We start from the raw sequence: 23,495 nt of genomic DNA, 5'->3' as shown, positions 1-23,495 counted from the left end.
AAGCCTGACAGCGCCGATGGTACTGCAACCGAAGGGTTGTGGGAGAGTAGGACACCGCCGGACTAACATTAGAAGAAAAGGGCTCGGGCCCCGGTTGAGAACCACGAGTTCTCCCGGAGCCCGAGCCCTTTTCTCATACCCAAACCCGTCACACCCGTGCCTGAACCCGTGACACGCGTGACCAGAGCCGGAACACCTGTGATTAGAGCCGGAACACGCGAGATCCGGCCCCAATCACACGAGTCACGGCTCTAATCACGTGAGTTACGGCCCCAAGCACGCGAAGTACGGGGCTGGACTCGTGAGTTACGGGTTCGGGCGTGAGGTGACGGGGCGGCGGAGGTGGTAGATGTCCATGATCCAGCCCTTCCGTGACCGGGCTTCGGCGCGTACGGACTCGATCCGCGCGGCGAGATCGGCGGAGAGCGGGCCGGAGAGCAGGAGCTCGTCGGGCGTACCGAGGTATGCGCCCCAGTAGATCTCCAGCCCGGTGTCCGCGAACCGCGAGAACGTGCATCCCGCGTCCAGCATCACGAACACGTCGTCGACGTCCGCCGGCCAGCCCGCCTGGAGACGGCGGCCGGTCGTGACGAGTACCGGGCGCCCGATCTGGTTCATCGTGGTCCGGTGCCGCGACGTCAGCGCGGCCACGCTGCTGACCCCGGGGATGACGTCGTACTCGAACTCGACGTTCCCGCGGGCGAGCACGGCGTCCAGCAGGGTCAGGGTCGAGTCGTAGAGCGCAGGGTCACCCCAGACGAGGAACGCGCCCCGTTCGCCGGGACCCAGGGAAGCGATCATGGTCTCGTAGACGTCGGTGCGGAGGCGGTGCCAGTCGGCGACGGCCTTCCGGTAGTCGTCCGGAGTACGGTCGCGTTCGGGGTCCGGCGCCCGCACGACGCGGTAGCCGGGCCGCTCGACGAACCGGTCGAGGATCTCCTGGCGCAGTCCCACCAGGTCCTGCTTCTCTGAACCCTTGTCGAGGACGAAGAACACATCGGTCTCGTTCAGTCGCCGGACGGCCTGGACGGTCAGGTGGTCCGGGTCGCCGGCGCCGATGCCGATGGCGGAGATCTTCCTCATTTCCGCAGTGTGCCCGCACCCTCGATGCACACCCCTACCCCCATGGGGTATAAAAGAAGTGATCGCTTCGCCTGTCCTGTAGAGGAGTTCGCACCGATGGCCGAAACCACCTACACCGTCAAGGGCATGTCCTGCGGGCACTGCGCCTCCTCCGTCACCGAGGAGGTCAGCGAGATCGCGGGCGTCAGCGCCGTGAACGTGGACGTCGCCGGCGGCAAGGTAACCATCACCAGCGACACCGCGCTCGATGTCCAGATCGTGGACGCGGCCGTCACCGAGGCCGGTTACCAGCTCGTCTCGTGAGCACCGCCGTCAAGGTGTCGGCGTTCGCCGCGGCCCTGGTCGCGGTGTTCGTCGTCGCCTGGGCGATCGGGTCCGCTGTCGGGCCGGTGGACGAGGCACCGCCCCCACCCGCGCCGACCAGCGTGCACGAAGGGCATCACGAGGGACACCCGGGAGGCACGCCGTGAGCGTCGGGACATCCCAGCGCGTCGAACTGGCCATCGGCGGGATGACCTGCGCGTCCTGTGCCGCTCGGGTCGAACGCAAGCTCAACAAGGTCGACGGCGTCTCCGCCACGGTCAACTACGCGACCGAGAAGGCGCAGGTCGACTTCCCTGCCGCGGTCTCGGTCGACGACCTCGTCGGTGTCGTCGAGTCCGCGGGCTACTCGGCCCAGCCGCCAAAGCCCGACAAAGAGGGCGAAGAGGGCGAAGACCAGGCCGGCGCGCTTCGGACGCGTCTTCTGGTCTCGGCCGTGCTCGCGGTGCCGGTGATCGTGCTGGCGATGGTCCCGGCCTGGCAGTTCACCTACTGGCAGTGGGTCTCGCTGGCCCTGGCCGCGCCCGTCGTCACCTGGGGCGCGTGGCCGTTCCACCGCCCGGCCTGGACGAACTTCCGCCACGGCGCCGCCACCATGGACACCCTGATCTCACTCGGCGTCGTCGCCGCCACGCTCTGGTCGCTGTACGCGCTGCTGTTCGGCACCGCCGGGGTACCCGGGATGCGGCACGGCTTCGAGCTGACCATGGAGCGCGGGTCCGGCGCGGGCAACCTCTACCTCGAGGTCGCCGCCGGGGTGACCACGTTCCTCCTCGCCGGCCGCTACTTCGAGGCCCGGTCCAAGCGCCGCTCCGGCGCAGCCCTGCGCGCGCTGCTCGAACTCGGCGCGAAGGACGTCGCTCTCCTCCGGGACGGGGTCGAGAGCCGTGTCCCGATCGGTGAGCTGAAGGCCGATGACGAGTTCGTCGTGCGGCCGGGGGAGAAGATCGCCACCGACGGCGTCGTGACCGACGGCGGATCCGCGGTGGACCTGAGCATGCTGACCGGGGAAGCCGTCCCGGTCGAGGTGACCGTCGGCGACGCCGTGGTCGGCGGGACCGTCAACGCGGGCGGCAGGCTCGTCGTCCGCGCCACCCGGATCGGCGCGGACACTCAGCTCGCGCAGATGGCGCTGCTGGTCGAGGACGCGCAGAACGGCAAGGCGCGGGTCCAGCGGCTCGCCGACCGGGTGTCGGCCGTGTTCGTCCCGGTGGTGATCGCGCTCGCGGTCGGCACGCTCGGCTTCTGGCTCGGGGCGGGCAGCGGGGCGGACGCCGCCTTCACCGCCGCCGTGGCGGTCCTGATCATCGCCTGCCCGTGCGCGCTCGGCCTGGCCACGCCGACAGCGCTGCTGGTCGGCACCGGCCGCGGCGCGCAACTGGGCATCCTCATCAAGGGGCCCGAGGTGCTCGAGTCCACTCGCGCTGTCGACACCGTCGTCCTCGACAAGACCGGCACGGTGACCGCCGGGAAAATGAGCCTCACCGACCTCCACGGCGACGACGACGTCCTCCGGCTCGCCGCGGCTGTCGAGCACGCGTCCGAACATCCGATCGCCCGCGCGATCGTGGCGGCCGCCGAAGAGCGCTGGGGTGAGCTGCCGCCTGTCGACGGGTTCCGCAACGTCGAGGGCCTGGGTGTCGTCGGCGAGGTCGAGGGCAAGACCGTCCTGGCCGGGCGCTCCACCCTCCTCGACCAGCACGGCATCACCGTCGGAGACGAGTTCGCCCAGCTCAAGACGGCCTCCGAGGACCATGGCGCGACCGCCGTCGTCGTCGCCTGGGACGGCGAAGCGCGAGGTGTGCTCGTCGTCGCCGACACGGTCAAGCCGACGTCGGCCCAAGCTGTCGCCGAGCTGAAGGCGCTCGGGCTCCGGCCGGTTCTGCTGACCGGCGACAACACCGGCTCCGCGCGAGCGGTCGCCGCCGAAGTCGGGATCGACGAGGTCGTCGCGGAGGTGCTGCCCGCCGACAAGGTCGATGTCGTCAAACGGCTGCAGGCCGAAGGGCGTGTGGTCGCCATGGTCGGCGACGGTGTCAACGACGCGGCCGCGCTCGCGCAGGCGGACCTCGGCCTCTCGATGGGGACCGGGACGGACGCCGCGATCGAGGCCGGTGACCTGACGCTGGTGCGAGGTGACCTGCGTGCGGCCGTGGACGCCATCCGGCTTTCGCGCCGCACGCTCGGCACGATCAAGGGCAACCTGTTCTGGGCGTTCGCCTACAACGTCGCCGCGCTGCCGCTGGCCGCGCTCGGCCTGCTCAACCCCATGATCGCCGGGGCCGCGATGGCGTTCTCGTCGGTCTTCGTCGTCAGCAACAGCCTGCGGCTGCGACGGTTCCGCGGCGTCGCCTGATCAGGAACGGACCAGCCGGGCGATGGCGTCGGACGCCTCCCGGACCTTGAGGTCGGCCTCTTCCCCGCCCGCGGCGGCGGCCTGGACCACGCAGGTGGCGAGGTGCTCGTCCAGCAGTTCGAGGGAGAACGACTGCAGCGCCTTCGTGGCCGCGGACACCTGGGTCAGGATGTCGATGCAGTACTTGTCCTCTTCGACCATCCGCTGCAGACCGCGGATCTGTCCCTCGATCCGGCGCAGGCGCTTGAGATAGGCCTCCCGCTCGCTGCCGTAGCCCGTCATCCCGCACCCGCTCTCTCGTGGTTCCTTGCCGTCGGCCACTATACCCTCCCCACGTATCCGTCACGGGCGGGTGAAATTCGCGGGTGCCAGGATGTCGAGGACGATCCGGCGGCTCCGACTCCTGTGTGAGCGGCCGGGAACCCGGCCGGATGACCAGGAGGAACACCGATGAAGTACATGATCATGATCACGATGAACCCCACCGCCTGGGACGCTCTCCCCGAGGACGAGCGCAACGAGGTGGTCGCCCGCATCGACCCTTTCATGAAGAAGCTGACCGACAGCGGCGAGCTGCTCGGGACGCAGGCGCTGGGGGAGCCGAAGGAGAGCACGGTGGTCCGGGTGCGTGACGGCGTCCCGGTGGTCACCGACGGGCCGTTCGCGGAGTCGAAGGAGTATCTGGCGGGCTTTTACCTGGTCGAATGCGACAGCAAGGAGCGCGCGATCGAGATCGCGGGCCAGGTCCCGGACGCGCACATCAACGCGATGGAGGTCCGGCCGGTCGTGTATTCGTCCGGGGACGACGCTTAGGTGGCGGCCGCTTCGGTGCCGGTGCGGGCCTCGGGCCTGCTCCGGCGCTGAACGGGCACTTCGGGCTTCGGATCCGCGGTGATCGTCAGGACGGTTCCGGCTTCCGCGAGCAGTTCGCGGCAGCCGACCAGCTGTTTCAGCACGTCATCGCGCAGGCCGAGGGCCACATCGGCCTTCTGCCGCGCTTCGGCGACCAAGCGCTTGCCCCCTTCGGTGGCGTCTGCGAGCAGTTTTCTCGCCCGCGCCTGCGCGGCTTCGTCCCGTGCGGCGAGCGCGCGCATCGCCTTCGCCCGGCGCAGCGTCATGGCGCGCTCGAAATCTTCGGCGACCTGCTTCCGTTCCGCCTCGGCCTTGGCGGCTTCCTCGGCGGCACGCGCTGTGATGTCGTCGGCTTCTTCGCGGGTGAGTTCGAGCATCCGGCGCGAGCGCTCCTGCAGCGCGTCCGGGGCGATCGGCACGCGGCTTATCCGGTCGACGCTGGCTTTCAGTTCACGGTTTTCCTCTTGTGCGGCGGTGAGCCTCGCGGCGAGAGCTTCCCCGCGCCGGATCGCTTCGTCGCGCTCGGCGGCGGCTCGGCGTAACTCGGTTTCCACCTCGCGAACGAATTCCCGGACCTGGGCGCGATTGAAACCACGCCACGCCAGATCGAAGCCGGGCATCTCCATTGGTCACCTCCACAGTGGGCGATCCGTCACCGGTGCGAGACTTGTCGGAACAGCAGAGTTCCTTGCGCACGGGGGCTTTCCCCGTCCAGTGTGCCTGAAGCCGCGAGGACACGCGCCACTGGTGGGTGATCTTGCGCCGAACGGTCCGGCGCAAGCGGGAAGAAGGGGGATCCTTCCCATGGTGGGAGAATGGACGACCATCGCTTGACCCCTACTGGAGGTGGCCGCGTGACGAGCAGCCGAATTCGGGTCCCTGGCTGGAATACGGCGACCGCGGCCGAAGGATATCGGCAGGTCAGAGAGAACATCTCGATCTTGCTCACCGATCACGCGGGCGCGGGCGAGCGGACCGTCCCGGCTTGTCCACAGTGGACCGTCCGGGAGCTGCTCGCACATCTGACCGAAATCTGCGACCGGGTGATCACCCGGTTCGGCGGCGAGGCCTGCCCGATTCCGGAGACGGCGTCGACCGCCGGACTGCTGCGGCTCTGGACCGAACGCGGACCCGAAGCCGACACCCTCCTCGCGGCCGACGGCGAGGGGAAGAGCCGCGGCGACATCATGGTGATGGACGCCTTCACCCACGAACTCGATCTGCGGTACGCGCTCGGCGCTCCGCCGCCCGAGGCGCACGCGGCCTGGCTGAGGGGTTTCGAAGTGCTCGTCGGCGGGCTCGGGGCTTCGCTGGGGAAGCACGGGCTGCCCGGGATGCGGATCGAGATCGAAGGCGCGACCTGGATCGCCGGTACCGAACCGGTCGCCGCGGTGCTCTCGGGCACGCCGGTGGCGGTGTACCGGTCGCTCGCCGGGCGCCGGAGCCCGGCCCAGATCGCCGCCATGGACTGGCTTGGCGATCCCGAGCCGTGGCTCCGGGCCTTCACCTGGGGGCCGTTCGCCCCGCCGGAGGAAGCGACCGAACAGTGATCTAGCCGGTCGGGGACATCGACGAAAGCGCCGCGGCCAGTGCGAGCACCACGGCAACGATCAGGACCTCGACCCCGACGCTGACCCGCAGTTTCCGCAGGTCGGCGGTCACGACGCCGGTGCCGCCGCGGCCGGAGATCCCGCGGCGCACCGCGTTCCGGCTCAGGTTCGCCACCAGCAGCAACGCGGCGAACCCGGTCAGCTTCAGCAGGAAGACGATGCCGTAGGCCGACGTCCAGAGCGCTTCCACCGACGGGACGAGCCGGAAGCCGAGGTAGGCGCCGCTGACCACCATGACCACGATCGACCAGGTGGCGATCGGGTGGAACCGCGCCAGCGCCGGCTCGGCCTCCGCCGCCGAGTACTTGCCGCGCAGGAGCACGGCCAGCTGGATCAGCCCGCCCACCCAGACGGCCATCGCGCCGAAGTGCGCGAGGTCGGCGCTGACCGAGAGGAACATGATCTTGTCGGCCACCGCGTGCCCGGTCGCGGAGAAGCTCAGCATCACGATGAACCCGGCGGCGATGCCGAGGTTCTCGTAGCGCGACCGCAGCCTGTCCGGCAGGTCGGCGGCCAGCAGTCGTCGCACGAGCACGGCGAGCGCGACGATCGCGGCCAGGCGCAGGAGCAGGAGCTTCCCGTACGCCACCCGCAGGGTCGCTTCGATCAGCGCCGGGTCGAAGACCGATCCGGCGCCACGCCCCGCGACGTACGGGCCTTGCAGCAGGAACCCGGCCACGGCCGTGACCCCCGAGAGCCACAGACCTGCGGTGAGCAGCTTGCGCGCCGCCGGGTCGGTCCGGCCGCCCGGACGGCAGACCAGCATGAACACGAGCCCGCCGAGCAGCGCGACGCCGAGGAACGAGCCCCAGCGGAAGGTGGTGAACAGCGCGTCGGTCACCGGGTCGGTGCCGGTGGAGGCGGACACCGCGCCCGCCGAGGTGATCAGGGGGCCGGTGCCGAGCACGAAGGCGATCGTGCCGCGCACCGGATGCGAGTCGGCCGAGACGAAGGCGTACTCGACGAGGTAACTGCCGTCGGGGAGATCGGGTTCGAGCTTGACGGCGACCTGCTCGGCGACGTCACCCGGCTGGAACACCGGACCGGACACGACGTCGGTGCCCTGCTGATCGACGACCTTGATCGAGTTCGGCTGGATGCCGATGTTCTCCGACAGGGTGATCGAGACCAGCGGGGGCGCCGAGGTGAGCCGGGCGCCGTCGGCGGGGTTCGAGGCGAGGAGTTCGACGTGGGCGGAGGCCGGGGCCGCGGCGAGCACCGCGACCCCCAACCAAGCCGCCACCAGGGCGAGGAGCGCGAAGAGCCTCCGGGTCACGAGGCGGCGGCCGCCAGCTCACGCCGGCTTTCGGGCGCACACGTGCAGCCGGTCAGCTCCCGTTCGATGGCGGAGGCCTTCCGGTGCACGAGCATCGCGATGAGCATCGGGATGGTGACGATCGTGTTGTAGAACAGGTGCAGCTCCACCCGCGGGATGAACAGCTGGATGATGCTGCTCGGCGCGGTGCCGCCGCCGAGACGCCAGCCGGTCTGTGCCTGGATCAGCAGGAGCAGATGCTCGATGTGGTGCCAGAACTGCAGGCCGAGCGCCAGGTTCCACCACTGCCGCGAGCGGCCGGCGAAGCCCTTGCGCAGGGCGAACAGGAAGACCAGCATGACGATCGCGTAGCCGTAGTGCAGCCATTCGGAGCTGATCAGCTTGGGGAACGGGATGCCGAGCACGCCGCGCGCGTCCGAGGTCTTCCAGCCGAGGGCGTAGATCTGGAACGCCTGCACGAGGTGCTCCGCCCAGTGAGCCAGCACGACGAGCGCGAAGATGTTGAGCGCCGCACGGTGGTATTTCCCGTTGAGCGAGGCGAGCGGGCCAGGACGTAGCGAATCGAGTGCGGCCATGAAAGGGCTCCTTGGGCGAAAAGATCCGGCCGGTGACGGATACCGACGATATCTCGCAAACCGGTGATTTCCGTTACTCCGGATTGCTGATCTGACCAGCGGTAGTACGCCGTCCGGCCCAACGGCGTACAAAGGGTGACGAAAAGCCGCGCCGGTTGGTCAGCGAATGACGATTCCTTGAGACACCTGGGGCGCGGCGGGAATGTGGAACAATTCGGTGAACAGTTCCAGATATTCGAACGCGCCTTCGATACGGACCTTGCCGGTCCGCGTGGCGTCGGCGGCGGTGAGCTCCCCGCTCAGCAGGTCCTTGATGAACGGGCCCAGCGGTTCGATGATCGCGTCGGCATCGGGATGCGCGCCGTCCGCGACCTTGAGCGCGCCGTCCTCGATGATCGCGTGCAGCACCATCCCGCCCGGATAGTGCAGTTCGTAGGTGGCCTGGATGCCCTTGGCCTTCTCGCTCTGGAAGGTCGTGTACAGCGAGAGGATCGCCGCGTCCAGGGTGAAGACGTCCTCGGGAGCCGGACGGCCGAGCGAGCGCGCGCCCCAGAGGCCGAGGTCCAGCACGATCTGGTCGAGTTCGCCGCCGTACTCGGTGAGCTCGTAGACCACCGCGGCGTCGAGCTGGGGGAGCAGGCGGCGGCGAAGCACGCCGGACTGCTCGAGTTCGTTGAGCCGCGCGGACAGCGTGCTCGCCGGGATCTTGGGCAGGCCTGCCTGCAGTTCGGTGAACCGCTTCGGGCCGAGGACGAGGTCACGGACGATCAGCAGCGACCAGCGTTCGCCGATGATCTCCAGCGCGCGGGCCAGACCGCAGAACTGTCCATAGGTACGACCGCTCATCCGCCGATCCTCACTTTCGGTTGCCGTGACAGCAGTGGGTTTCACGCGGGTTCGCCCTCGGAGAGCAGGCCGTGGTGCAGGACCTGGAGCTCTTCGCAGGGTTCGACGCCCAGCTCATTGTTGAGCCTCGAGCGCACCTGGCGGTAGGTCGCGAGCGCGTCGGATCGCCGTCCGCTGCGGCCGAGTACGCGGATCAGCTGGCCGTGCAGGGCCTCGTCCAGCGGGTTCGCGGTGACCAGGGAGCGCAGTTCGCCGATCAGCTCGTGCCGCATCCCGGCCGCGATGTCCGCCTCGATCCGCAGGTGCAGGGTGCTGCGCCGCTGTTCGACGAGGTCGACCGCGTACGCCGACAGCACCGGTCCACAGTGGACGTTCGCGAGCGGCGGCCCGGACCACAGGTCGAGCGCGGACCGGAAGGCCTTCGCCGCTTCGGCGGGCTCGCCCCGTAGCTGAAGCTCCCGGCCCTTCTTCTGCATCGCCTGGAACTCGAAGACGTCGACCTGCTGCGGCTCGATCCGGAACACGTATCCCGGCGGTTTCGTCGCCAGCATGGTCTCGCCGTACGGGGCGAGGTCGTTCTCGTCGATGCACCGGCGCAGCTGGTAGACATAGGTGTGCATCGTCGTGCGGACGCTGCGCGGCGGGTCGTTGGCCCACAGTTCCTGGACGATCGTGTCGATGTGCACGATCTTCCCGGGGCTCATCACCAGCATGGCGAGCACCTGCAACAGCTTCGGCGTCGTCGGCGCGTAGTCGATGCCGTCCCGCAGGAGTTCGAGCGGGCCGAGGAGGGTGAAGTGGACCGGGGCCGGGGCTGGGTCGGGTGCCGAGCCGTGCCGCGTGTCCGCTACTCGTGATCCGGGGTACATCGCAAGCGCCCTCCAGCTCGATACGCGTCGTGACCTGTGTTTCCCAGTGCGTCGACAGTGACAGAGCGGCGGGGCGCCGGGCCAGTGAGCCGTCCACCAGGTCCCGCGTGCGTGCGTCCCGGAAAAACATGGGTTTTTCACGGTCGACCCGTGAATCTCGCACTGGCCGGTACGCGCCTCCGCCCACCAGGATTCGGGGACCGCACCGACCTACGGGGGTTCCCATGCGCGAGGCAGTGTCGAACGGGTCCGGCTCGATCAGCGGCGGTCTGGGATTCAAACGGCATCTGCGCGCGGAGATCAGCGAGGGCAACGGCGCCTACCTGTTCTCGGAACAGGGTGTCATCGCGATGCGCGGCGCGCAGGTCGCGTCGGTCGCGGCCCTGCTCGACGGCACCCGTGACCTCGACGGACTCCTGTCCGCCTGCCCGGAGGGGATGAGCGCCGAGCAGGTCACCGGCGTCCTGGCCCGGCTGGTCGAGGCGGGCCTGGTCACCGTCCGTGTCCCGGACGAGCTCAGCGGCGACGCGCGCGCGCTCGCGTACTGGGACGCGTGCGGGCTCGACGCGTCCGCGGTGGCCTGCCGCCAGAAGCCGGCGACGGCGAGCCTGACCGCGATCGGCCGCGGCGTCGACACCTCGCAGGTGGAGAACGCGCTCGTCGCGAGCGGCATCGAAGTGGTCGAGACGGCCTCCGAGCTGGCCATCGTGCTGTGCGACGACTACCTCGACCCGAGGCTGGCCGAGATCGACGCCGAGCACCGGCGCACCGGACGGCCGTGGCTGCTGGCCCGGCCGTCGGGCTCGCAGGTGTGGATCGGCCCGATCATGCAGCCCGGCCGGTCCGGCTGCTGGCACTGCCTGACCAACCGGCTGTGGGGGCATCGGCACGCGGAGGCTTGCGTGCAGGAGGTGCTCGGGCACGACGGCCCGGCCTCGTTCCCGATGCCCGCCGTGCCGCCGCTGACCGCGGCCGCGTCGCATCTGATCTCCCTCGAAGCGTCCAAATGGCTGGCGGGACACCGCTATCCGGGGCAGCAGGCCGTGTGGATCCTGGACACCCTCGACCTGCAGGGGCGGCTGCACGAACTGCGGCGGCGCCCGCAGTGCCCGGAATGCGGTGACGAAGGGATCGTCGCCGCGCGGACGGCCGAGCCGATCGTGCTGCTGGAGGCCAAGAAGGCGACGTCGGGCGGCGGCGGGCACCGGACGCTCACCCCGGTCGAGGTGCTCGATCGCTACGGCCACCTGGTCAGCCCGGTCACCGGCATCGTCAAGGAGATCGCCCGCGACCCGAGGGCGCCGGCGTTCGTGAACGCCTACCGCTCCGGGCTCAACGTCGCGCGCCGCGTGCGCGGTGAGGCGGGGCTGCAGGCGGGGCTGCGCGGGGACAACGGCGGCAAGGGCGCGAGCCCGATCGACGCCGAGGTCGGCGCGCTGTGCGAGGCGATCGAACGGTTCTCGGCGAACTACCAGGGCGACGAACTGCGGATCCGCGACACCTTCCGCGCGCTGGGCGAGGACGCCGTCCACCCGAACTCGTGCATGCTCTTCGACGAGCGCCAGTACGAGGGCCGCGACGAATGGAACGCGAAGCACGCGATCTTCCAGCACGTCCCCGATCGGTTCGACGCCGAGAGGCCCGTCGACTGGACGCCGCTGTGGTCGCTTTCGCAGCAGCGCCGGAAGCTGATGCCGACGGCGTACCTCTACTACGGGGTGCCGCCGGAGTGCGGGATCACCGGGATGCGCGCGGACTCCAACGGCTGCGCGGCCGGGAGCAGCATCGAGGACGCGATCCTGCAGGGACTGCTCGAACTCGTCGAACGCGACGCCGTCGCGATGTGGTGGTACAACCGGCTTCCCGTGCCCGGCGTCGACATCGCGTCGTTCGACGACCCGTGGGCCGATGAGATGGTGGGCCAGTACGCGCGGGCGGGCCGGGAGCTGTGGGTCCTCGACGTGACGGCGGATCTCGGTATCCCGGTCATGGTCGCGCTGTCCAGGAGTATCGCCGGGCCCCGCGAGAACGTCATGATGGGCTTCGGCGCCCACCTGGACCCCCGGACGGCGCTGCGGAGGGCGGTCAGCGAGCTCAACCAGATGATCCCGGCGGTGCTCGCGAACGACGTCGAACTCGACGATCCCGACGCGGCGCAGTGGCTCAGGCACGCCACGGTCGCGAACCAGCCGTATCTGCGGCCGGCGCCGGGACGGTCGGCGAAACGGGCCGCGGACTTCAAGTTCGTCCGGCGGCCCGACGTACGGGACGACGTGGAATGCTTGGTACGCAAGCTTTCCGCGCTGGGAATGGAGACGCTCGTGCTGGATCAGACCAGGCCCGACATCGATCTTCCGGTGGTCAGGGTGGTCGTTCCGGGGCTGCGCCCGTTCTGGAGCCGCTTCGCCCCCGGCCGGCTGTTCGACGTGCCGGTGCGGCTGGGCAGGCTCGCCGAACCGACCCCGTACGACCGGCTGAACCCCTTCCCCATGTTCTTGTAGATCCGGCTGGAGCGACAAGTGAGGACAGATCCCCCCGGCGGTGTGGCCGAGACGATCCCCTTGTGGTCGCTCACCGACGACAGTCTTGTCGAAATCGGTGAGGACGGCACGCTGGTGGTCGTCACGCGCTGGGGGGAGTACGACTTCGATCGTGCGGAACCGCTGGTCCGGGAATCGTTGCGGCGCATGGCACTGGGGCCGATCTCGCTGGCGAACGTGACGTCGTCGTGGGAGCCCGTCGAGCGGGAGCCCGATCTCGAAGGCGAGCTGAGCTGGACGGCCGAGGGCGCCGACGCGCTGCGGCGGGCGCTCAAGGAACTCGGCGGTTCCGTGGTGCACTCGCTCGGCCTCGCCGACGGCAGGGGACCTTTGCTGTCGGTGATCCCGGTGGCGCTCGCTCCCCTTTTCGTGCCGGTGGAGATCCCGGCCACGCGTCCGATCCGGTTGTCCCGCTTCAGTTCCCTGCGTTCCGATGCCTACGGGATGGGGCTGGAGTCGCCGTCCGCGCGCTACCGCGTGGTGCTGTACCAACCGTGGGCCGTGCACGTCGCCGCGACACTGGCGACGGCGAAGTCGGTCGGGGAAATCGTGGCCACGACGGGAATCGGGCCCACCGTGGTCGGTGCGATCGTGTCCTATCTCGTCGCCGCGGGCGTCGTCCAGGTCGCCGGGGAACAAGGCCGGTTCGCCGAGGACGACGACCCCGAACTGAGCCTGTGGTCCCCGGACGAGCTGTTGTTCCACACCACGAGCCGGACCTGGCGGCCCGGTGGCCCGGCCGATCTGCCCGGGATCGGGAAGCCGCCGGTGGTCAAGGCCGCCACCGGCGAAGGGCCGGTCTACGCGCTCTACCGGCCGGACCTGACCGACCGCGCGGCGACCGATCCGACGCTGACGGCGTTGCTGGAGAACGATCACACCTGCCCCGAATTCACCGAGGGCGTGCTGTCCGCCGAGCAGATCGGCGAGTTCCTGTTCCGTGGCGCGCGGATCCGGTCCATCGGGCCCGCGCACTTCCCTAATGGGCCGGTCCACAGTGCCTCGCAGCGGCCGTATTTCAGCGTCGCCTGCCTGTACGAGCTTGAGCTGTACGTCTCGGTCAACCGCTGCTCGGGGCTGGATCGTGGGATCTACCACTACGACCCGCTCGAACACCGGCTCAGCCTGGTCAACGACGACGAGTCCGATCTGGACGCGATGCTCGACATGGCGATGATCGGCGGCGGCAACCACCGGCGGCCCTCGGCGCTGATCACCGTGACCGCGCGGATGCCGAGGATGGCGTCGGTGCTGGGTGGCGGTGCGTACGCCACGACGCTGGCGCACGTCGGCGCGCTGCAGCAGACGCTCTACCTCGTCGCCAGGGCCATGGGGCTGGCCGCGCACGCCGTCCCGGTCGACGCCGGTGACCGCGTCGACCGCGCGCTTAAGCTCGAATGGCCGGCCGAGGTCGGCGTGGGCGAATGCGTGCTCGACCTGCCCGTGTGATCAGACGGCGAACTCACGTGATTGAGCGCGGAACTCGCGTGATTGAAGGCGGATCTCGCGAGGGTCTCCGTTCGTGCCTCCGATTCGACCGTTCGCCGATCGCGCAGAGCTGAGTAGTACCAGCGCATAGTCGGTCTCGATCGCGTGTCGAGTGCTCCGAAATCGGTGACGCGTTTGCTGGCGTGCAGAGGAAAAGCGACAGCGAATCCGAGGTTGGTCTGATGCAGCTACGAACAGTCGCCACGGCGGCGAACGAGAAAGGCGTCATCGAACCCGGTCGGCTCCCCGAGCCGGCGTCTCCCCTGCAACCCGCGGTGCTGCAGGCCATCTCATCGATGCACGCGCGGTACTTCGACCCGATCACCTTGGGCGACCTGGCATCGGAAGTCTTCGTCAGCCCGTTCCACTTCTCGCGGATCTTCACCAAGGCGACCGGCGTCACCCCCGGCCGGTACCTCACCGCGATCCGGCTCTTCGAAGCGAAACGACTGCTGCTGACGACATCGTTGACGGTGTCGGACATCGTGTGCAGCGTCGGCTACAGCAGTGTCGGCACGTTCACCAGCCGGTTCACCCGCGCGGTCGGGATGACCCCGACCCAGTACCGTGACCCCGAGGTCGGCGAACTGCTCGTCGCGCTGGCCCCGCACTTCCAGCGGCTGCCGACCCTGGAGGCGTTGCACACCGCCGGAATGGGCTGCGCGACGATGCGCAGCGGCACCGGCACGATCAGCGTACGCGTCGAGACGCCGCGCGGGGCGGGCCCGGCGAGTGTCCTCATCGGACTGTTCGCCGAGTCGATCCCGCAGTGCGGCCCGGTCGCGTTCGGCGGCAGGGCGAACGTCCTGTCGGCGGACATCGAGATCCAGAACGTCCCCGAGGGGCGGTGGACCGTCATCGCGGTCGCCGAGCACGCCGCCGGGACCGCGGCCTCTTCTTTCTCCGTGGGCACCCTGCCCGGCCGCGTCGACATCACCCGGTACGGCCGGGTCCACCTGCGGATGCCGATGCGCACCCCGCGGCCGACCGACGCGCCGATGGCGATCACCCTCGCCGGCGGCCCGACCTCGACCGGGAACCGGATGACCATGCCCGCTCCCGGCTATCTCCGCGCGGCGGCCTGACCAAGGGTTATTCCCGCGTTCTCCCGGTCTCGCAAACCGGGAGAACCGCGGGCGCAACCGTGGAGTAGCTGCCTTATCACCACGCATGTGAGCCTTTAACCAGTCCGCAGAATTCGAATCCACCCGTTAGGGGGAGAGTGCGTTGGGCAATGGTTGGCGCACGTTCAGACGCCGCATGATCACACCGGATGTCTCCGAGACGTCGCTGGACAAGCGCGGTTTCCACAAGAAGAGCCCAGCCGCTCAAGAATTGCTGGAGACCGTCGGTGAGAAATTCCTGCTCGGCTACGCGCACGCGGTCGAAGCACGTTCCGTCGACCAGGCGGAAGAATGGCTGGAACGTATTCCGGTGAAATACCGCGGCTTCGCCTATGAAGGCGCGGGAATGGGTTACGGAATGCTGGACGGCCTGCCCGGTGGGGGTCGCGGGCACATCGCGGACTTCCTCGCCGGTCCCGGCGAGAAACACGACTACATCATCTACGTCGGCGTCGGCTGGGCGATGGCGCGGCTGCCGCGCTTCCGCTGGCCGTCCGCCGAGGACTTCGACCCGTTGCTGCGCTGGCTGGTGCTCGACGGGTACGGGTTCCACCAGGCCTATTTCAAGACGGCGAAGTACGTCGACGGCCAGTTCCAGGATCCGAACTTCAACTGGCCCGCGGGCAACAACGGCTACTCGTTGCGGGCGATCGACCAGGGCATCGGCCGGGCGCTGTGGTTCATCTGCGGCACCGACGTCGATCTCGTCACCGACACGGTCGCGAGATTCCCCGAGCGGCGCCACGGTGACCTCTACGCCGGGATCGGGCTCGCCTCGACCTACGCGTGCGGTGTCACTTCCGACGAACTGCTGAAGCTGGCCGAGTTCGCCGGTGAGCACCGGGGAAACCTGGCGCAGGGCAGTGCTTTCGCCGCCGAAGCCCGCGTTCGCGCCGGGTTGCTGATCCCCGAGACCGAGGTCGCCACGCAGGCGATCTGCGGGCTGCCGGCCGAGCGCGCCGCGGCCATCACCCAGGAGGTCCGCCCGGCCGTGGTGGTCGACGGCGAACTCCCGCATTTCGAAACCTGGCGACAGCGCATCGCCGCCGAGGTACTCACTTCTGGAGGTGCAGGTAAATGACCGCGACCTTGGGCTGGCTCCGCAAGCAGCTTGCGGGCATCGTGGCGCTGTTGCTGATGGCGGGACTTTTCGTGGTGGCGCAGCTGCCCACGGTCTCGACCGCCGAGGCGGACACCATGGCCTCGAAGTACGCGTTCGAACCCCTGACGATCGCCTTGCCGGAAGCGGCCAAGAGCCAGTCGATCCGCACGGTGAACAAGGAGTACGAGCACATCCGTGCCTGGATCTCCTCGGTCGGTGCCGCGATCGCGGTCAATGACCTCGACGGCGACAAGCTCGCGAACGACCTGTGCTTCGTCGATCCGCGCAGCGACCAGCTGGTGGTCACCCCGACGCCGGGCAAGGGCGGCGACCGGTACAAGCCGTTCGCGCTCGACGCGGCGCCGCTGCCGATGGGCAAGTACATCGCGCCCATGGGCTGTGTGCCCGCCGACTACAACGAGGACGGCCGGGTCGACCTGCTGGCCTACTACTGGGGCCGTACCCCGATCCTGTTCCTCTCGAAGCCGGGCGCGACCAAGCTGGAGCCGTCAGCCTACGAGCCGGTGGAACTGGTGCCGGGCAACAACTCCAAGAACGGCGAGTACGCCGGTGCGCTGTGGAACACCAACGCCGCCTCGGTCGGTGACTTCGACGGCGACGGACACCAGGACATCTTCATCGGCAACTACTTCCCCGACAGCGCGGTGCTGGACGACCGCGTGAACGGCGGGGTCGAGATGAACAAGTCGATGTCGCACGCGGACAACGCCGGTGGCAAGTACATCTTCCGGTTCACCGGCGCCACCCAGGGCGCGAAGCCGACGGCCACGTTCGTCTGTGACGACCAGGCCATCCCGGCCGACGCCCGGGGCGGCTGGTCGCTCGCGGCCAGCGCCACCGACGTCGACGGCGACAACCTGCCGGAGCTCTACATCGGCAACGACTTCGGGCACGACCGCCTGCTGTACAACAAGTCCCGCCCCGGCAAGGTCGAGTTCGCCGAGGTGAAGGGGATCCGCGGGGCCAACGAGCCGAAGTCGAAGGTGGTCGGCAACGACTCCTTCAAGGGCATGGGCGTCGACTTCGCCGACCTCGACCACGACGGTCTCTACGACCTGTACGTCAGCAACATCACGACGTCTTGGGGTATCGAGGAAAGCCACTTCCAGTTCATGAACACCGCCAAGGACACCGCGGATCTGCGTGGCCGTCTGCAGGGCGGCGAGGCGCCGTGGGTGGACCGCAGCGCCCAGGCCGGCACCGCTTGGTCCGGCTGGGGCTGGGACGTGAAGATCGCCGACTACAACAACAGCGGCGAATCGGTGATCACGCAGGCGACCGGCTTCGTCAAGGGCGACGTCAACCGCTGGCCGCAGCTGCAGGAACTGGCGACGTCGAACGACGAACTGCTGAAGCACCCGTACTTCTGGCCGAACATGCGGGCCGGTGACGACGTCGGTGGCGACCACACCCTGCACTTCTGGGCCAAGGGTTCCGACGGCCGCTACACCGACCTGGCCCCGCGCCTCGGTCTCGCCGTCCCGGTGCCCACCCGCGGTATCGCCACCGGTGACGCCGACGGTGACGGCAAGCTCGACTTCGCCGTGGCCCGTCAGTGGGAGCAGCCGATCTTCTACCACAACGTCAGCCCCGACTCCGGTTCGTACCTGAACCTGAAGCTGGTGCACGACAAGGCTTCGGCCGACGGTCCGCTCAAGGCGGCCGGCACCGCGGCGATCGGCGCGCAGGTCACCGTCATCACCCCCGACGGCAAGAAGTACATGGACCGCGTCGACGGCGGCAGCGGCCACTCCGGCAAGCGCAGCCACGAGATCCAGATCGGGCTCGGCAAGGTCACCGGACCGGTGAAGGTGTGCTTGCAGTGGCGCGACCTGACCGGGCAGATCCGCACGCAGGAAGTCCAGCTGACCCCGGGCAACCACACGTTCCAGCTCGGCGCTCAGGCTAAGGAGAAGTGACCGTCATGGCTGAGCAGACACTCACCGCACCGAAGAGCAACAAGACGATCACGGCGCTGCGCCGGTTCGCGATCTCGATCACCATCTTCAACATCATCGGCTACACCGTGCTCGGTTTCGAGCAGCCCTACACCTATCCGTTCATCGCGCTCGCGACGGCGTACACCACCGAAATCCTGCTGGAGATCATCGGGGCCCGCGTGCAGGGCCGCGACGTCCGGTTCCGCGGCAACGGGTTCAAGGGACTGTTCGAGTTCCTGCTCCCCGCGCACATCACCGGTCTCGCGCTCAACATGCTGACCTACGTCAACGACCAGGTGCTGGTCATGATGTTCGGCGTCGTGGTCGCCGTCGGCGCCAAGTGGGTCCTCCAAGCCCCGGTGCGCGGACGGCTCCGCCACTACATGAACCCGTCGAACTTCGGCATCACGATCATCCTGCTGGTGTTCCCGTGGGCGAGCATCGCGCCGCCGTATCACTTCACCGAGCAGGTCGACTCGTGGGTCGGCTGGCTGATCGTCGGCATCATCATGATCTCGGGCACCGTGCTCAACGCGATGCTGACCCAGCGGATGTGGCTGATCGGCGCGTGGCTCATCACCTTCGCGCTGCAGGCGATCATCCGAGGTCTGGTGTTCGACACCGCGATCCCGGGCGCGCTCGGGATGATGACCGGCGTGGCGTTCGTGCTCTACACGAACTACATGGTCACCGACCCGGGCACGACCCCGTCGAAGCCCGCGTCGCAGGTCCTGTTCGGTTCGGGAGTGGCGCTGGCGTACGGGTTCTTCATGGTCGTGCACGTCGCCTACGGCCTGTTCCTGGCCACCGCGCTGGTCTGCCTCATCCGCGGCATGTTCCTGTGGGGCCTGCACTTCTCCAAGAAGGCAGGAGAGAAGTGGGAGGCCGAGCAGGCGAAGTCGGCCGAGGTCACGACCCTGCCGAAGCCGGCCGAGAAGCCGGAAGCCGAAGAAACCGGGGCCGTGGCGGCATGACCACCGGTGCGGAAACCACCCGGGGGGCGCGTCTCGCGCCCCCCGGGCCGCCGCGCCGAGCGACTTTCGGTCTGTTGAAGAAGCTTTTCACCGACCGGCTGGCGCTCATGTCGGATTCGGCGGAGGCGCACGGGGACGTCGTCCGGATCGCGATCGGTCCGAAGACGATGTACCTGGTGAACCACCCCGAGCTGGCGAAACACGTGCTCGCGGACAACGCGGCCAACTACCACAAGGGAATCGGCCTCCAGGAGGCCAGACGGGCGCTCGGCGACGGGCTGCTCACCAGCGACGGTGACGTCTGGAAGAAGCAGCGCCGGACCATCCAGCCGGTGTTCCAGCCCAAGCGGATCGCGCGGCAGGCCTCGGTCGTCGCGAACGAGGTCGAAGGTCTCGTGAAACGCCTGCGGGACACCGAGGGGCCGGTCGAGATCCTGCACGAGATGACCGGGCTGACCCTCGGCGTGCTCGGCAAGACCCTGCTCGACGCGGATCTCGGCGGGTTCACCTCGCTGGGGCACTCGTTCGAAGCCGTGCAGGACCAGGCGATGTTCGAAGCGGTGACGCTGAGCATGGTCCCGGAGTGGGCGCCGCTGAAGAAGCAAAGGCGGTTCCGTGAGTCGCGGGCCGACCTCCGCCGCATCGCCGAAGAACTCGTCGAGCAGCGGCTGGCGAACCCGGTGGAGAACGGCGAGGACATGCTTTCGCGCCTCATCGCCACCGACGGGACCCGCGAGCAGATGCGGGACGAGCTGATCACCCTGCTGCTGGCCGGGCACGAGACGACGGCGAGCACGCTGGGCTGGGCGTTCCACCTGCTCGACGAACATCCCGACGTCGCGGCGAAACTGCGTGCCGAGGCGGACGAGGCCCTCGGTGACCAGCTGCCCACGCACGAGGATCTGCACCGGTTGCCGTACACGGCGCGGGTCGTCGAAGAGGTCATGCGGCTGTACCCGCCGGTGTGGCTACTGCCGCGGGTGGCGCAGGCCGACGACGAGATCGGCGGCTACCACGTCCCCGCCGGCTCCGACGTCGTCGTCGTGCCCTACACACTGCACCGGCATCCGGCGTTCTGGCCGGAGCCGGAGAAGTTCGACCCGGACCGGTTCGATCCGGATCGGCCGAGCGGGCGGCCCCGGTACGCCTACATCCCGTTCGGCGCCGGGCCGCGGTTCTGCATCGGCAACAGCCTCGGCGTGATGGAGGCCGTTTTCGTGCTGACGATGGTCCTGCGTGACCTCGAACTCAGGAAGCTTCCGGGCTACGACGTGGTTCCCGAGGCGATGCTGTCGCTGCGGGTCCGCGGCGGGCTGCCGATGACCGTGCACACCAGGAGCAGGAGGTAGGTTCCGTGGATTCGGACGAACAGGTCAAGGTGTCCACTTTGGAGGCCTACGCGGACACGATCTTGCCGGGGGAGAAGCGGTTCCCCGACGACCACGCGATCGCCGGAGCCTCGCCGGGGCCGGGTGCGGTCGTGGCGGGTGCGCTCGAACTGCTGCACACCGAGGCGACCGGGGTGACCGTCGGGCTGCCGTATCTGGCGCAGTCCCTCAACGATCACGCGAAGGTCTACGCCAAGGAACAGGACCTCACGCTGGACGAGGCGCTGCCTCCGTTCGTCGCACTGTCCTTTGCGGACAGGACGGCGCTGGTGCGGCAGCTGACCGCGCCCGGGCACCCGGAGAAGGACGGCTGGGTCAGCCTCGCGTTGTTCTGCAACATGTCCTTCGACAGCGCGGCGCACAAGCACACCGCCGAAGCCATCGCCGAAGGCCACCCCGGCCTGCTGGCGATGGGGTACACCGCGCCGGACGAGGACGGTCTGTGGCGGTTCCCGAAGTTCTCCTACCGCCGCGAGCTGGCGCAAGTACACCCTGACACCACGCCTTCCGGGAGCCCCGCATGACTGCCTACGACAAGACCGACGTCGTCATCGTCGGCAGCGGGTTCGGCGGGTCCATCCCCGCCTACCACCTGGCGGCGGGCGGCGCGAAGGTCACCGTGCTGGAACGCGGGCCGTGGCTGGAGGCCAAGGAGTTCGAGCACGACTACCTGCTCGGCTCGTCCTACACCAGGGCGTTCGACTTCGTCGTCGGTGACGGCATGAGCGTGCTGGGCGGCAACTGTGTCGGCGGCGGCAGCGTGGTGTACTTCGCCGCGATGCCGCGCGCGCCGAAGTTCGTCTTCGAGCGCCACGGCAGCATCGGCCGTCGCATGTGGCCTTCGACGATCACCCGGGACTCGCTGGAACCTTGGTACGACCGGGTGTCGGACTCGCTTCCGGTGTCCAAACAGGACTGGAACGACGTCTCGTACGCGGGCGGGCTGTGGGCGGCCTTCTGCAACCACTCGGGCCGGACGGCCAACCCGGCGCCGGTCGCGGTGGACAACGACCGGTGCGTGAACTGCAACTTCATGATGGCGGGCTGCCGGTTCGACGCGAAACGCTCGCTGCTCACCAACTACCTGCCCGCCGCGCTCGCGCACGGCGCGCGGATCCGGCCGCTGCACGAGGTCCAGCGGATCGAGCGCATCGAAGACGGCGACTACCGCGTGCACTTCAACGTCGTCGACGACTCGGACTACCGGGTGCAGTCCGGCAGCGGGACCATCGACGCGAAGGTCGTCATCATCGCCGCCGGCGCCGGGGCGACCCCGGTGATCCTGCAGCGTTCGGAGTCGGCGCTGGGCACCATGCCGCACGCGGTCGGCCGGTACTTCTCGGGCAACGGTGAGCGGCTCAACACCGCGATCATCAACGAGGAGCGGGTCCGCGAGGTGCTCGGGCTGTCCCGTGAGGACGGGAAGGTCTACGAGGCCAACCACATCGGCAAGGGCCCGACCGTGGCGAACTGGGACAAGCTCGACGGTTCGCTGCCGGAGTACGAGCGGTACTCGCTGGAGCAGCTGTACTTCCCGCCGGGCCTCGGCACGATCCTCGCCCAGGTGCCGGACGGTGACGAACCCAGGTGGTTCGGGGCGCAGAAGAAGGAGATCCTCAAGAAGTGGGCCTCCTGGCTGACCATCTTCCTGATGACGGAGGACGACAACGAGGGCGTCTTCGGCGCGCCGCCGCCCACCGGCAACGCGTACCGCATCTCGCAGCAGATGCTCGGCCGCGGCCCGCTGAAGTACGACCCGACGCCGAACACCCTGCACGGCTGGTCGCTGGCCGACGCGGAGTGCAAGGAGATCCTGGAGAAGGACGGCCTGGCGAAGGTCGCGCCGTGGACCAACGACGTCGTCGGCGCGTACACCGTGCACCCGCTGGCGTCGTGCCGGATCGGTGACGACCCGGAGACCTCGGCGCTGCACCCGAACCACGAACTCCGTAACCACCCCGGGATCTTCGTGACCGACAGCGCTTCCGTGCCGGGCGCGCTGACGGTGAACCCGGCGATGACGATCGCGGCGCTGGCCGAACGGTCGGTGCCGGGGATCGTGCGGGCGCTGCAGGCGCGCGGCGTCGACGTCTCCTACGGTGCTCCGGCGCCGGACGGTTCCATCACCGGGCGGCGGGCGGTCAGCAAGCTGTCGCTGGTGGCCGGGAGCTGATCATGGCGCCCAAGCTGGTGCGGCTCGCACTGCGGCGGGTGTTGCGCGAAGTCCGGTACGTCCGGCCGGTTCCGTTCGGCCGGGCGTCCGGGCTCGTGCGTGACGTCTACCGTCAGCTGGAACGGGACTTCGGGATGTTGGCACCGCCGGTGGCGCTGCATTCGCCGTCACCGGCGGTGCTCGCGGCGAGCTGGGTGATGCTGCGGGAATCGCTGGTGGCGGTGGGGGAGACGAGCCGGGCGGACCGGGAAGTCGTCGCTTCCCTGGTGTCGCAAGCGAATTCGTGTCCCTACTGCGTCGAGGTCCACGGGATGGCGCTCGACTCGCTCGGGCGTTCTTTGGAGGCTTCCGAAGACCCGCGCTCGTCGGACTCCTTGTCGGTGGTCGCCCGTGCCGAACTGACGGCCGTGGCGTTCGCGTTCCACTACCTGAACCGGGTGGTGAGCGTGTTCCTCGGGCCGTCGCCGCTGCCCGCGTCCGTGCCGGATTCCGCACGGGCGAAGGCGAAAGCGGTGCTGGGGCGGTTCCTGCGGCCGGTGATCGATGCTCCGCCGGGCGACTCGCTGGAGTTCTTGCCCGCCGGCTCGCGGGACTTCTCCTGGGCGGCGGGGAATCCGTTCGTCGAGGACGCCTTCTCGCGTGCTTCCGCGACGTTCGGCTCGCTGGCGGTTTCTTCGACCGTGCGGGATGTCGTGGCCCGGGAACTGTCCACTTGGGACGGTATGCCGCCCGGGGTCAGCCGGTCCTGGGTGGACGCCTTCGACGATCCCGTGACCCGGCTGGCTCTCGTGGTGGCGAAGGCGCCCTATCAGGTCGACGACGCCTTGGTCGCCGCGGCCGGGTTGGACGATCGGGAACTGGTCGAACTGGTGGGCTGGGCGGCTTTCACCGCCGCCACGCGCTGCGTCGAGCTGACCCCGGTCCGCAATTAGTCCTCTGAATGCGGTTCCGGTCGGC

Annotated in this window: 22 protein-coding genes; 15 read left to right on the top strand and 7 right to left on the bottom strand. The window is 68.9% G+C overall.

Annotated features, from left to right (window positions below; translation table 11 throughout):
- Window positions 1-306 precede the first annotated feature (306 nt).
- The gene (gene cobF / locus ACZ6YV_RS37860) at window positions 307-1,083 is read right to left on the bottom strand and encodes a precorrin-6A synthase (deacetylating) (protein WP_465514194.1); all 777 of its coding nucleotides are present in this window, start codon (window positions 1,081-1,083) and stop codon (window positions 307-309) included.
- Between the two features lie 96 nt (window positions 1,084-1,179).
- On the opposite strand from cobF, the gene ACZ6YV_RS37855 reads away from it, so the two are divergent.
- From ACZ6YV_RS37855 to ACZ6YV_RS37845, 3 genes are read left to right on the top strand one after another with little or no spacing between them, the layout of a single operon-like run.
- Complete coding sequence (locus ACZ6YV_RS37855) at window positions 1,180-1,386, top strand: heavy-metal-associated domain-containing protein (protein ID WP_465514193.1); 207 nt, start codon at window positions 1,180-1,182, stop codon at window positions 1,384-1,386.
- Window positions 1,383-1,553: a hypothetical protein gene (locus ACZ6YV_RS37850; RefSeq protein WP_378237314.1), complete on the top strand. Its 171-nt coding sequence runs from the start codon at window positions 1,383-1,385 to the stop codon at window positions 1,551-1,553. The genes ACZ6YV_RS37855 and ACZ6YV_RS37850 overlap by 4 nt, the downstream gene beginning before the upstream one ends.
- 41 nt (window positions 1,554-1,594) lie before the next feature.
- Window positions 1,595-3,760 carry a heavy metal translocating P-type ATPase gene (locus tag ACZ6YV_RS37845; RefSeq protein WP_465514201.1) on the top strand — a complete coding sequence of 722 codons (2,166 nt, stop codon included), beginning with the start codon at window positions 1,595-1,597 and terminating at the stop codon, window positions 3,758-3,760.
- Here ACZ6YV_RS37845 and ACZ6YV_RS37840 read toward each other — a convergent pair whose 3' ends face one another.
- On the bottom strand, window positions 3,761-4,042 hold the full coding sequence (locus tag ACZ6YV_RS37840; protein ID WP_009081418.1) for a metal-sensitive transcriptional regulator: 282 nt from the start codon (window positions 4,040-4,042) through the stop codon (window positions 3,761-3,763). It lies immediately after the preceding gene.
- 168 nt (window positions 4,043-4,210) lie between these two features.
- Between ACZ6YV_RS37840 and ACZ6YV_RS37835 the strand changes: the two genes are divergently transcribed.
- Window positions 4,211-4,573, top strand: a complete 363-nt coding sequence (locus ACZ6YV_RS37835; protein WP_378237313.1) for a YciI family protein — start codon at window positions 4,211-4,213, stop codon at window positions 4,571-4,573.
- On the opposite strand, the gene ACZ6YV_RS37830 is transcribed toward ACZ6YV_RS37835, so the two are convergent.
- Window positions 4,570-5,232, bottom strand: coding sequence for a M protein (locus ACZ6YV_RS37830; RefSeq protein WP_465514192.1), 663 nt, complete (start codon window positions 5,230-5,232; stop codon window positions 4,570-4,572). The two genes, ACZ6YV_RS37835 and ACZ6YV_RS37830, sit on opposite strands and share 4 nt — an antisense overlap.
- Window positions 5,233-5,553: 321 nt before the next feature.
- Between ACZ6YV_RS37830 and ACZ6YV_RS37825 the strand changes: the two genes are divergently transcribed.
- Window positions 5,554-6,162 (top strand): maleylpyruvate isomerase mycothiol-dependent enzyme family protein, encoded by a 609-nt coding sequence (locus ACZ6YV_RS37825; protein WP_465514200.1) that lies wholly within the window; start codon window positions 5,554-5,556, stop codon window positions 6,160-6,162.
- 1 nt (window position 6,163) lies between these two features.
- On the opposite strand, the gene ACZ6YV_RS37820 is transcribed toward ACZ6YV_RS37825, so the two are convergent.
- The 4 genes from ACZ6YV_RS37820 to ACZ6YV_RS37805 all read right to left on the bottom strand — a co-directional run bounded on the left by ACZ6YV_RS37820 (window position 6,164) and on the right by ACZ6YV_RS37805 (window position 9,788).
- The gene (locus ACZ6YV_RS37820; protein WP_465514191.1) at window positions 6,164-7,498 is read right to left on the bottom strand and encodes a copper resistance CopC/CopD family protein; all 1,335 of its coding nucleotides are present in this window, start codon (window positions 7,496-7,498) and stop codon (window positions 6,164-6,166) included.
- Window positions 7,495-8,073, bottom strand: a complete 579-nt coding sequence (locus ACZ6YV_RS37815; RefSeq protein WP_465514190.1) for a hypothetical protein — start codon at window positions 8,071-8,073, stop codon at window positions 7,495-7,497. The genes ACZ6YV_RS37820 and ACZ6YV_RS37815 overlap by 4 nt, the downstream gene beginning before the upstream one ends.
- A 159-nt stretch (window positions 8,074-8,232) precedes the next feature.
- Window positions 8,233-8,919: a winged helix-turn-helix transcriptional regulator gene (locus ACZ6YV_RS37810; RefSeq protein ID WP_465514189.1), complete on the bottom strand. Its 687-nt coding sequence runs from the start codon at window positions 8,917-8,919 to the stop codon at window positions 8,233-8,235.
- A 41-nt stretch (window positions 8,920-8,960) separates the two neighbouring features.
- Window positions 8,961-9,788, bottom strand: a complete 828-nt coding sequence (locus ACZ6YV_RS37805; protein WP_465514188.1) for an AfsR/SARP family transcriptional regulator — start codon at window positions 9,786-9,788, stop codon at window positions 8,961-8,963.
- A gap of 224 nt (window positions 9,789-10,012) precedes the next feature.
- On the opposite strand from ACZ6YV_RS37805, the gene ACZ6YV_RS37800 reads away from it, so the two are divergent.
- From ACZ6YV_RS37800 to ACZ6YV_RS37755, 10 genes are all read left to right on the top strand, one after another.
- Window positions 10,013-12,289 carry a TOMM precursor leader peptide-binding protein gene (locus ACZ6YV_RS37800; RefSeq protein ID WP_465514187.1) on the top strand — a complete coding sequence of 759 codons (2,277 nt, stop codon included), beginning with the start codon at window positions 10,013-10,015 and terminating at the stop codon, window positions 12,287-12,289.
- Window positions 12,290-12,331: 42 nt separating this feature from the next.
- The gene (locus ACZ6YV_RS37795; RefSeq protein WP_465514199.1) at window positions 12,332-13,777 is read left to right on the top strand and encodes a SagB family peptide dehydrogenase; all 1,446 of its coding nucleotides are present in this window, start codon (window positions 12,332-12,334) and stop codon (window positions 13,775-13,777) included.
- Window positions 13,778-13,998: 221 nt separating this feature from the next.
- Window positions 13,999-14,901, top strand: a complete 903-nt coding sequence (locus ACZ6YV_RS37790; RefSeq protein ID WP_465514186.1) for a helix-turn-helix domain-containing protein — start codon at window positions 13,999-14,001, stop codon at window positions 14,899-14,901.
- A gap of 142 nt (window positions 14,902-15,043) precedes the next feature.
- Window positions 15,044-16,021 carry a DUF1702 family protein gene (locus tag ACZ6YV_RS37785; protein WP_465514185.1) on the top strand — a complete coding sequence of 326 codons (978 nt, stop codon included), beginning with the start codon at window positions 15,044-15,046 and terminating at the stop codon, window positions 16,019-16,021.
- A complete protein-coding gene (locus ACZ6YV_RS37780; RefSeq protein WP_465514184.1) occupies window positions 16,018-17,982 on the top strand; it encodes a CRTAC1 family protein in 1,965 nt (654 codons plus the stop codon). Before ACZ6YV_RS37785 ends, ACZ6YV_RS37780 begins: the two co-directional genes overlap by 4 nt.
- 5 nt (window positions 17,983-17,987) lie before the next feature.
- Window positions 17,988-18,977 (top strand): enediyne biosynthesis protein, encoded by a 990-nt coding sequence (locus ACZ6YV_RS37775; RefSeq protein WP_465514183.1) that lies wholly within the window; start codon window positions 17,988-17,990, stop codon window positions 18,975-18,977.
- Window positions 18,974-20,326, top strand: a complete 1,353-nt coding sequence (locus ACZ6YV_RS37770) for a cytochrome P450 (protein WP_465514182.1) — start codon at window positions 18,974-18,976, stop codon at window positions 20,324-20,326. The genes ACZ6YV_RS37775 and ACZ6YV_RS37770 overlap by 4 nt, the downstream gene beginning before the upstream one ends.
- Before the next feature lie 5 nt (window positions 20,327-20,331).
- On the top strand, window positions 20,332-20,889 hold the full coding sequence (locus ACZ6YV_RS37765) for a DUF5987 family protein (protein WP_465514181.1): 558 nt from the start codon (window positions 20,332-20,334) through the stop codon (window positions 20,887-20,889).
- Window positions 20,886-22,538 carry a GMC family oxidoreductase N-terminal domain-containing protein gene (locus tag ACZ6YV_RS37760; RefSeq protein WP_465514180.1) on the top strand — a complete coding sequence of 551 codons (1,653 nt, stop codon included), beginning with the start codon at window positions 20,886-20,888 and terminating at the stop codon, window positions 22,536-22,538. The genes ACZ6YV_RS37765 and ACZ6YV_RS37760 overlap by 4 nt, the downstream gene beginning before the upstream one ends.
- A 2-nt stretch (window positions 22,539-22,540) precedes the next feature.
- Window positions 22,541-23,470, top strand: coding sequence for a carboxymuconolactone decarboxylase family protein (locus tag ACZ6YV_RS37755; RefSeq protein ID WP_465514179.1), 930 nt, complete (start codon window positions 22,541-22,543; stop codon window positions 23,468-23,470).
- Window positions 23,471-23,495: the final 25 nt, after the last annotated feature.

This window comes from Amycolatopsis sp. NPDC102522 (genome assembly GCF_055584485.1).
Note: the sequence above shows the minus strand (reverse complement) of the source record. Positions and strands in the feature narration are given on the sequence as shown.